The organism is Segatella copri (assembly GCF_009494835.1).
Taxonomy (GTDB): domain Bacteria; phylum Bacteroidota; class Bacteroidia; order Bacteroidales; family Bacteroidaceae; genus Prevotella; species Prevotella copri_F.
This window is the reverse complement of sequence record NZ_VZBE01000069.1, coordinates 18,867-28,776: the sequence shown is the minus strand read 5'-3', so window position 1 is coordinate 28,776 and position 9,910 is coordinate 18,867. Positions and strand designations below refer to the sequence as shown.

Below are 9,910 nucleotides of genomic sequence, written 5' to 3'. Positions count from 1 at the left end.
AGTGCAAAAGTACTAACTATTTTTCATTCCACCAAATCTTTTCGCAAAAAAGTTGAGATTTTAGCTGTATTTTAACATATATAAACAAATAAGCCCATTTTAGAAGCTATTTCTGCCTATTTTAAAGGACTACATAAAAACTACATTTCAAATTAGGAAATACACCTGTGATAGATTTAACTAGGAGCATGTAGAATAGAGAGACATGCATACGAATTTTCCTTCTTTATTATAATGTACGCGCGCAATAACATATTTTTTATCTTATCTAAACCTACACAAGCATCCCCCTAAACATTCTATCCAGCTATGCACTTAACAATAAATCCACTTATTTTTCTATATTTTTTAATTCTTGATTCCATTTCAATAGTTTTTACCACTCTTTCCACCCTCTTTCTTGATGAGCATGTGGTAGAGACCATCGCTCTTCTGGAAATCGATACCATAGTTGTCCCATTTGTGACTCTTGCGCACGCACATATCGGTGGTAACCATGATGTATCCTTTACCATTATGCATACGGGTGATGTAGGCATCACGGGTTCCGCCTTTAATGCGGGCATGCTCTTCTGGATTGAAGATAGGGTTGCCGCTATTGATGTCCTGATAGTTGTAACCATCACGGGAAATAGCGTAGGCTGTCCACTCCCCCCTTATCGCTCATATGACAATAGAGATAACCATAATTTCCCTTTACAAGATTCTGTGCAGTCATTGGCATAGAGGCCGCCAACGCCAAGAGAACAGCTGATAATTTCTTTTTCATTGTGCTCAGAAGACAAAGGAGAGGGAGGAAAGAAAAAGGGAGGAAAGCCTCATCACTGAGGTCAACCTCCCTACACTTATAGTTAAAAATAACCGATTTATTTGTTCAGGAACTTATCTACCTGGGCAGCAATCTTTCTGCCGCTTGCCATGGCGCGTACTACCAGAGAGGCACCGCTTGCTGCATCGCCTGCCACGAATACATTCTCGGCAAATTCAGGCTGCTGTGGCTTCAGGAAGCCCATGGCCAGGAATACGGCCTCTGCCTTGATGATTTCCGGCTCGCCTGCCTCTACCATCAGTGGACGACCACCCTCAGGGTTTGGTTTCCAATCAATTGGCTGAACCTTCACGCCTGTCAACTTGCCATTCTTTCCGAGGAACTCCAGAGAGTTGATGTTCCAGCGGCGAGTACAGCCTTCCTCATGACTTGAAGTGGTCTTCAGGGTGCGAGGCCAGTTTGGCCAAGGATTCTTAGGATCCTCAGGGCCTTCTACAGGCTTCGGCATGATTTCTATCTGGGTTACGCTCTTGCAACCCTGACGATGAGCAGTTCCGATACAGTCGGAACCCGTATCACCACCACCGATTACCAATACATCCTTGCCCTTGCAGTTAACCAGTTCGTCCTTAGAGAACTCCATACCGGCGAGGATACGGTTCTGCTGAGAAAGCAGCTCGAGGGCGAAATAAACACCCTTCAATTCTCTTCCAGGAATTTTCAGGTCGCGGGCTGTCGGTGTACCGGTAGATACCACGTAGGCATCGAAGCCTTCCGGCAACTTGGTAACGTCAATATGCTGGTTGTATCTGAATTCAATACCCTCCTCTTCGAGAAGACGGAGACGGCGGTCGATGATGCTCTTGTTGAGCTTGAAGTTTGGAATACCATAACGCAACAGACCACCGGCATTCTCACGTGCCTCGAATACAGTTACCTTATAGCCCTTATGGTTCAACTGGTTGGCAGCTACCAATCCCGCAGGACCGGCACCGATGACAGCCACCGTCTTGCCATTACGCTCAGGAATCTCAACATGTACATAATCCTCAGAGAAGGCGTGCTCCACGATGGCACACTCATCCTCACGGTTGGTGGTTGGCTCATGATCCATGAGATTCAATACACACGCCTTCTCACAGAGTGCAGGACAGATGCGTCCTGTGAACTCCGGAAAGTCGTTGGTGGAATTGAGGAGACGGTAAGCCTGCTCCCAGTCGCCCTTGTAGAGGGCATCATTCCACTCCGGTGCCTTGTTGCCCAGCGGACAAGCCCAGTGACAGAAAGGCACACCACAATCCATGCAACGTGAAGCCTGCTGTCGGCGGTCGTTGCTATTCAATGTCTGTTCTACCTCGCTGAAGTCGAGGATTCTATCGTGAATTGGTCTATAACCTGCTTCCTTGCGAGGTATAGTCAAAAATGCTTTTGGATTTCCCATCTTTTTTCTAATTTTAAAATTAGTAATCTCGCTGCATATCCGCAATCTTCTGCTGCAACTTCTTTACCTGTTCCTCCTGGAGAACTCGCTTGTACTCGATTGGCACTACCTGGATGAAATCCTCTACGTAGTGGTTCCAGTCGTCGAGCATGGTACGGGCAAGCTTACTGCCGGTGTAGAGATAATGCTGACGGATCAGCTCGTGCAACTCCTTGCGATAGGTGCTGTCCTCCACGAGGTTAATCTCCACCATATCCATGTTACAGAAGTAATCGAAGTTGTGGTTCTTATCCCATACGTAGGCAACACCACCACTCATACCAGCGGCGAAGTTACGGCCGGTTTCACCAAGCACTACTACTCTACCGCCCGTCATATACTCGCAGCAGTGGTCGCCAGCACCCTCAATCACGGCGATGGCACCGGAGTTACGAACACCGAAGCGCTCGCCTACCTTACCATTGATATACAACTCACCGCTTGTGGCACCATACAGACCGGTGTTACCGGCGATGATGTTATCCTCGGCAGAGAAGTTGCTGCGGATAGGAGGAAGGATGGAAATACGACCTCCTGAAAGTCCCTTGGCGAAATAGTCATTGGTCTCACCTTCGAGCTTGAAATCCACTCCCTTGACCAGGAAGGCACCGAAGCTCTGACCTGCAGAACCCTTGAACTTCACGTTCACGGTCTTGTCTGGAAGACCAGCCTCACCATATTTCTTGGCAATCATACCGCTCAGCATCACACCGGCAGCACGGTCGGTATTCTTGATGGCGAAGTCGAGGTTCACTTCTTCCTGGTTCTCGATGGCACGCTGTGCACCACGAATCAACTGCTGGTCGAGTACATTGTCGAGGTCATGGATCTGCTCGGTAGTATGATAGAGCGAGCAATGACCTGTCTCACGATGCAAGAGACGAGAGAAATCGAGCAAGTCGGCCTTCTCCTTGATGCTCTTGGCCACCTCTGGCTCTACGGCATCCGAACCCTCGGTAGGAACAATCTCCTCATCCTTTTTGCGGACGATGAGCTCGGTATGACCGATGATATCGTTCAATGAGGTGTAACCCATCTCTGCCAGATACTCACGAACCTCCTCAGCGAGGAAGCGGAAGTAGTTGATAAGATACTTGTAGCTGCCACGGAAGTGCGCACGGAGCTTAGGATCCTGTGTGGCAACACCCATAGGACAGGTATTCAAGTTACACTTACGCATCATGACACAACCCAATACGATGAGGGCTGCCGTACCGAAACTGAATTCCTCAGCACCGAGCAAAGCCATCAGGATGATGTCACGACCGCTCTTCAATTGACCATCTACCTGCAGGCGAACCTGGCCGCGAAGACCGTTCTTCACCAGTGTCTGCTGGGTTTCAGAAAGTCCGATTTCAGGAGAGATACCAGCGAAACGCATACTTGATGCAGGGCTGGCACCTGTACCACCCTCAGCACCAGAGATAACGATGAGGTCGGCCTTTGCCTTAGCCACACCGGCAGCGATGGTACCCACACCACTCTCAGCAACCAACTTCACAGAGATAGCCGCCTTAGGGTTTACGTTCTTGAGGTCGAAGATGAGCTGAGCCAAATCCTCGATACTGTAGATATCGTGATGAGGTGGAGGAGAAATCAAGCTGATGCCAGGGATAGAGTGACGGGTCTTGGCGATGACCTCGTTAACCTTGAAGCCAGGCAACTGACCACCCTCACCCGGTTTAGCACCCTGTGCCACCTTGATCTGGATTTCCTCTGCATTTACCAAATATTCAGTAGTCACACCGAATCGACCGGAAGCCACCTGCTTGGTCTTGCTTGAGAGGCTGATGCCATCCTGTGTAGAATGGAATCGTTCGTTATCCTCACCACCTTCACCGGTATTGCTTCGGGCACCGAGGGCGTTCATGGCGAGTGCCATTGCCTCGTGAGCCTCTTTGGAGAGGGCACCGAAACTCATCGCACCGGTAACGAAGTGCTTCACGATTTCCTCTACCGGCTCCACCTTATCTATAGAGATAGGATTCTTGCGGAAGCTGAAGAAGTCGCGGATGAAGATAGGTTCCTGCTTATCGTCAACGAGATGTGTATATTTCTTGAAGAGATCATAATCGCCCTTGCGGGTTGCGAGCTGCAGGGTGGCGATGGTCTCTGGGTTCCAAGCGTGCTTGATACCGTCCTTGCGGTAGTGGAACTGTCCCATACTTGGCAGGAACTCGAGCTTCTTGGTCTCGAATGCCTTGCCGTGCAGGCGGATGGCATCACGGGCGATGGTCTCGAGTCCGATACCGCCGATGGTGCTCACCTCTGTTCCGAAGTAGCTCTTCAGAAGGCTCTCGCTCAAACCGATGCTCTCGAAGATCTTGGCACCACGATAGCTTCGGATGGTAGAGATACCCATCTTAGCCATTATCTTGAACAAGCCCTTCTTCACAGCCTTGATGTAGTTCTGCTCGGCTGTATGGTAATCCTCCTGAATCTTTCCCTTCTTTACAAGGTCGTCGAGGATGGCGTATGTCAAGTATGGACAGAGGGCTGATGCACCGTAACCCAGCAACAGGGCTGCGTGCATTACCTCACGAATCTCACCGCTCTCAACGATGAGGGCAGTCTGCACACGCTTGCCGGCATCAATCAGATAATGATGTACGGCACTCACGGCGAGCAATGATGGGATGGCTGCATGTGTCTCATCCACGCCACGGTCGGAGAGGATGATATAGTTGTAGCCATCATCCACGCTCTGGGCAGCCTGCTTGCAGAGTTCATCCAAAGCCTCGTGCAATCCTTCTTCGCCCTTGGCGGTTTCGAAGAGCATGTGGAGTTTTACTGTATTAAATCCCTTGTAGCGGATATTCTGAAGGATATCTAGCTGGGTATTAGTCAGGATAGGATGTGGCAGACGGACCATCTTGCAGTTGCTTTCGTCTGGGTTCAGGATGCCGGAACCTACTCTACCGATATACTCGGTAAGACTCATCACAAGGTTCTCACGGATGGAGTCGATGGCAGGGTTGGTAACCTGAGCAAACTGCTGACGGAAGTAGTTGAAGAAAATCTGTGGCTGGTCGGAAAGCACAGCAAGCGGAGTATCATTACCCATAGAAGCTGTAGGTTCCTGACCCTTGGTAGCCATTGGGATGATAGTACCGTCGATATCTTCCTCGCCAAAACCGAATTCCAATTCCTTGCGAGTGAGGTTATCCACACCATTTTCCACCTTACGACCACTGCGAAGTTTCTCCAGTTCAATACGGTTGGTGTTCAACCACTGGCGATATGGATGCTGGGCAGCCAGGCGCTCCTTGATTTCACCATCGTAGTAGATCTTACCTTCCTGTGTATCGATGAGGAGAATCTTACCAGGCTGCAGACGACCCTTCTCGGCAATCTCAGTAGGATCGAAATCCATCACACCTACCTCAGATGCGACTACCATCATATCGTTCTTGGTGATGGTGTAGCGGGCAGGGCGCAAACCATTTCTATCGAGCATACCACCGGCGTAGCGGCCATCGCTGAAGAGCAAGGCAGCAGGACCATCCCATGGTTCCATCAGGATAGAGTGATACTCATAGAAAGCCTTCAGATCCTCAGAGATAGGGTTCTTGTCGTTGAAGCTTTCTGGCACCATCACTGCCATGGCGTGAGGCAATGACAGACCGCTCATCACGAAGAACTCGAAAACATTATCGAGGCTGGCAGAGTCACTCATGTTAGGCTGAACGATAGGAGAAATCTCACGGATATCGCCCAGAGCCTCACTGCTCAACACACTCTCACGAGCCTTCATCCAGGCACGGTTGCCACGGATGGTGTTGATCTCACCATTATGGGCAAGGAGACGGAATGGCTGCGCCAGACTCCATGTTGGGAAGGTGTTGGTAGAGAAGCGGGAGTGAACCAGAGCCAGACCGCTTGTGAAATAATTATTGGTCAAGTCAGGATAATATTGGCGCAACTGGAGGCTGCTCAACATACCCTTATATACGATGTTCGAATTAGACAACGAACAAATATAGAAATCAGGATCACTGACACGTTTCTCAATACGTTTACGGATAAGATAGAGGGTGCGCTCAAAGACAGGCACCTTATCATCTGTAACACCTGTGATAAACACCTGTTTGATAGCTGGTTCGTTACTCAAAGCAGCCTCACCCAAACAATCAGGGTTAGTAGGCACATTGCGGAGATGCATCAGCTGCAATCCCTCGCGTTCAATTTCCTCAATCATGATAGAGAGAATATCCTGCTGTTTCTTCTCATCCTTAGGCAAGAAGACGAGACCCGTACCATATTTACCTTTTTCTGGCACTGGGATACCCTGAAGAAGAATAAACTCATGTGGAATCTGGAGCATGATACCGGCACCATCACCCGTCTTGTTATCGGCACCCTCTGCACCACGATGACGCATGTTCTCGAGTACCTTCAAGGCGTTATCAACCAGCTCATGACTCTTGTTACCGTGGATATTCACCACCATACCTACGCCACACGCATCGTGCTCATAGGCTGAACTGTACAATCCTTTTTCCATTTCTTGTTCGTTTTATATCGGTTATTTCTAACTATTTTTATTACTTAAATATGAAGTGCAAAGTGATTCTTCACTCTTCACTTATTTATACGCCTGTTCGTGAACTCCCGCCACGGCTCTGCCGCTAGGGTCGTTCTGGTTCTTGAATGAGGCATCCCAGGCAAGGGCTTCGGCTGTAGAACATGCTACGCTTGGCACACTAGGTACGCTCTTGGCAGCGCTGTCGCTTGGGAAATGCTCGACGAAGATAGAACGATAATAATACTCCTCCTTATTCTGTGGAGGGTTAATAGGGAATCGCTCAGCAGCATGCGCCATCTGCTCATCGCTGACGGCAGATGCGGTAATCTGCTTCAGGGTATCAATCCATGAATAGCCCACACCATCTGAGAACTGTTCCTTCTGTCGCCATACCACCTCTTCTGGAAGCAAATCGGCAAATGCCTCACGAACCACCTTTTTCTCGATGGTCTTATCCGGACACATCTTCAAAACCGGGTTCATACCCATCGCTACATCCAGGAACTCCTTGTCGAGGAAAGGCACACGGCCCTCGATGCCCCATGCTGCCAAACTTTTGTTAGCTCTCAGACAATCGTAGAGATAGAGTTTACCCAACTTTCGTACGGTTTCCTCATGGAATGCCTTGGCATCCGGTGCTTTATGGAAGTAGAGATAACCTCCGAATACCTCGTCAGCACCCTCGCCCGAAAGCACCATCTTGATACCCATGCTTCGGATGACTCTCGCCAGCAGATACATCGGGGTAGATGCACGCACAGTGGTAACATCATAGGTCTCGATAAAATAGATGACATCACGGATGGCATCCAGACCTTCCTGAATGGTGTAGTTGATTTCGTGATGCACGGTTCCGATGTGTTCGGCAACCAAACGTGCCTTTGCCAGATCAGGCGCACCCTTCAAACCAACAGCGAAGGAGTGCAGACGTGGCCAATACGCCTTGGTCTCTCCCCCATTCTCTACACGGGTAGAAGAATATTTCTCGGCTACAGCAGAGATAACAGAAGAATCAAGACCACCACTGAGAAGGACACCATAAGGAACATCACTCATCAACTGACGTTTGACAGAAGCCTCCAAAGCATCATGAATCTCTTTCACTGCCGCTTTCTCCTGAGGTTCAGCATCCTTCAGCTGTTCTTCAGCCTTCTTGGCATCATCAATCTGATATTTTTTCTGCATGGCAGCATACTCAAACCAATCGCGTGTATAGTAACGCTTCATGCCAGGGTTCTTGCTATAATAATAATGGCCTGGGAGGAATGGCTCATAGTGGTCGCACTGACCTTCCAAAGCCTTCAACTCACTTGCCACCAGCACCTTTCCATCTTTATCATAACCGATATAAAGAGGAATCACACCGATAGGGTCGCGGGCGATGAGAAACTCATCACGTTCGGCATCGTAAAGTGCGAAGGCAAAGATACCGTTCAGCTCTTCAAGCATCTTGGAGATACGGGCGTGGAGCGCATCCTCACCTTTATATATTAAGGAATCAAAGTCGGAATCTGCTCGCATCTCACGATAGAGAGAAAGAATCACCTCACAGTCGGAACCGGTCTGATACTGGTATTTGCCAGCAAAACGAGCACGGATGTCCTGATGATTATAAATCTCACCGTTTACGGCAAGCACCTGTTTCTTGTCTGGTGCAAACAAAGGTTGGCGACCGCTTTCAGGGTCAACAATACTCAGACGCTCATGTGCCAGGATAGCAGAACCACCACAGTAGATTCCACTCCAGTCTGGTCCGCGATGGCGAATCTTCTGGCTCATACGAAGCGCTTGCTGTCGCAATTCAGGAGTCTGCTCCTGAATATTGAAGATAGATACGATTCCACACATAAATCTTTTCCTTTCTTTTACGGTTATTTTTAACTATTATTCTCTCTTATTCACCTTGGCATGTCCAATCCATTCTTTTAGGAGCAAACCAAGCAAAAACAAAGCTTAAAATTACTTTTTGCTATGTTTCGTGTGCAAAATTACAACTTTTTGTTAGAATAAAGAAAAGATTAGTAGCATTTTGTCTTTACTTTATCACAACAATAACATATTAACGCATATTAGATTAAAACATATGATAAACTGAAAAGAAAAATATACGATTTAATTACAATCTGTAAAATACAATCATTTTTAAGATAAACAAAGCGTATCCAGGGCATATTATACGCTCATAGATATGCAACAAAGTATTCAGGGCATTATACACAGTTTCTTACCCCCCATATCATACAAAGAAATGCCGATAGCTCTTTGGTGGAACTATCGGCATTTAAAATAAAAAAATAAAAACTTAAACCTACCAACGTAAGATTATATCGTAAAACCTAAGAGCCTATTATGGCTGCAAGGTAAAACCTACTACCAGATAAGCTTTTTCAGTGCTAGGGTTAGCAGCTACCTGAGCGAAGACTGGAACAGAGAAAGAATCTGTAATCTTCAAATCCTTGGTAGCTTTCAGTGAAACATTGGTAACTGCAAAACCATTGGCATCACCATAGAAAGATGTTGCAAATGGAACTGCGCCTATACTTGCTGCCCAATCACAACCGCCCAACTTGAATGGGGCTGTAGCCTCAACATATGAAGAATAAGCACGGTCACCATCCTTATTTAATCCATCATTGCCTGCAAAGTTGGTGTACCAGTTCAAGGCAACTGGACCAAAGTCATAACCTACGTTTGCCTCAAACACATGAGAAGTTTCATGTGCCTTATAGGCGAAATACTTCTCGTTAGGAGAGTTGAACCAGTAATCGGTTACGCCGATATGGAAACCACCAGTTTCATAAGCCAAGGTAAGGTCAAACTCCTTAGCATCCTCTGGCTGAGAGATACCTACACTTCCCCAAGCTGTCAGAGACAAGCCCTTGTAACCAATACCGAGTGTTGGCTGCAAAGAGACTTCTCCCAGTGACTGACCACGCCAGATATACTGGTTTACAACATCTGCAGCGATTGTTGTTTCCACCTCATCCTGCGCAGAAGCAGCAGGAGCAAAAGCAACCAAACCAAGTGCAAGGGCACCCATTTTCTTTATATCAAAAATCTTCTTCATATTCTCTTATTTTTATGTGATACATTTTTGTTTTTAAAAGTTTCGGCAGCAAAGGTACTGCAAATTGAA

Annotated in this window: 5 protein-coding genes; all 5 read right to left on the bottom strand. The window is 47.7% G+C overall.

Going from position 1 to position 9,910, the window contains the following annotated elements; all coding sequences use genetic code 11:
• Positions 1-366 precede the first annotated feature (366 nt).
• Complete coding sequence (locus F7D47_RS15115; RefSeq protein WP_367379473.1) at positions 367-522, bottom strand: hypothetical protein; 156 nt, start codon at positions 520-522, stop codon at positions 367-369.
• 344 nt (positions 523-866) lie between these two features.
• On the bottom strand, positions 867-2,210 hold the full coding sequence (locus F7D47_RS09910) for a glutamate synthase subunit beta (protein ID WP_153084449.1): 1,344 nt from the start codon (positions 2,208-2,210) through the stop codon (positions 867-869).
• 19 nt (positions 2,211-2,229) lie between these two features.
• On the bottom strand, positions 2,230-6,753 hold the full coding sequence (gltB, locus tag F7D47_RS09905) for a glutamate synthase large subunit (RefSeq protein WP_153085194.1): 4,524 nt from the start codon (positions 6,751-6,753) through the stop codon (positions 2,230-2,232).
• Between the two features lie 81 nt (positions 6,754-6,834).
• Entirely contained in the window at positions 6,835-8,622 is a 1,788-nt protein-coding gene (asnB, locus tag F7D47_RS09900; RefSeq protein WP_153085193.1) for an asparagine synthase B, read from the bottom strand.
• A gap of 499 nt (positions 8,623-9,121) precedes the next feature.
• Complete coding sequence (locus F7D47_RS09895) at positions 9,122-9,841, bottom strand: hypothetical protein (protein WP_153085192.1); 720 nt, start codon at positions 9,839-9,841, stop codon at positions 9,122-9,124.
• Positions 9,842-9,910 lie beyond the last annotated feature (69 nt).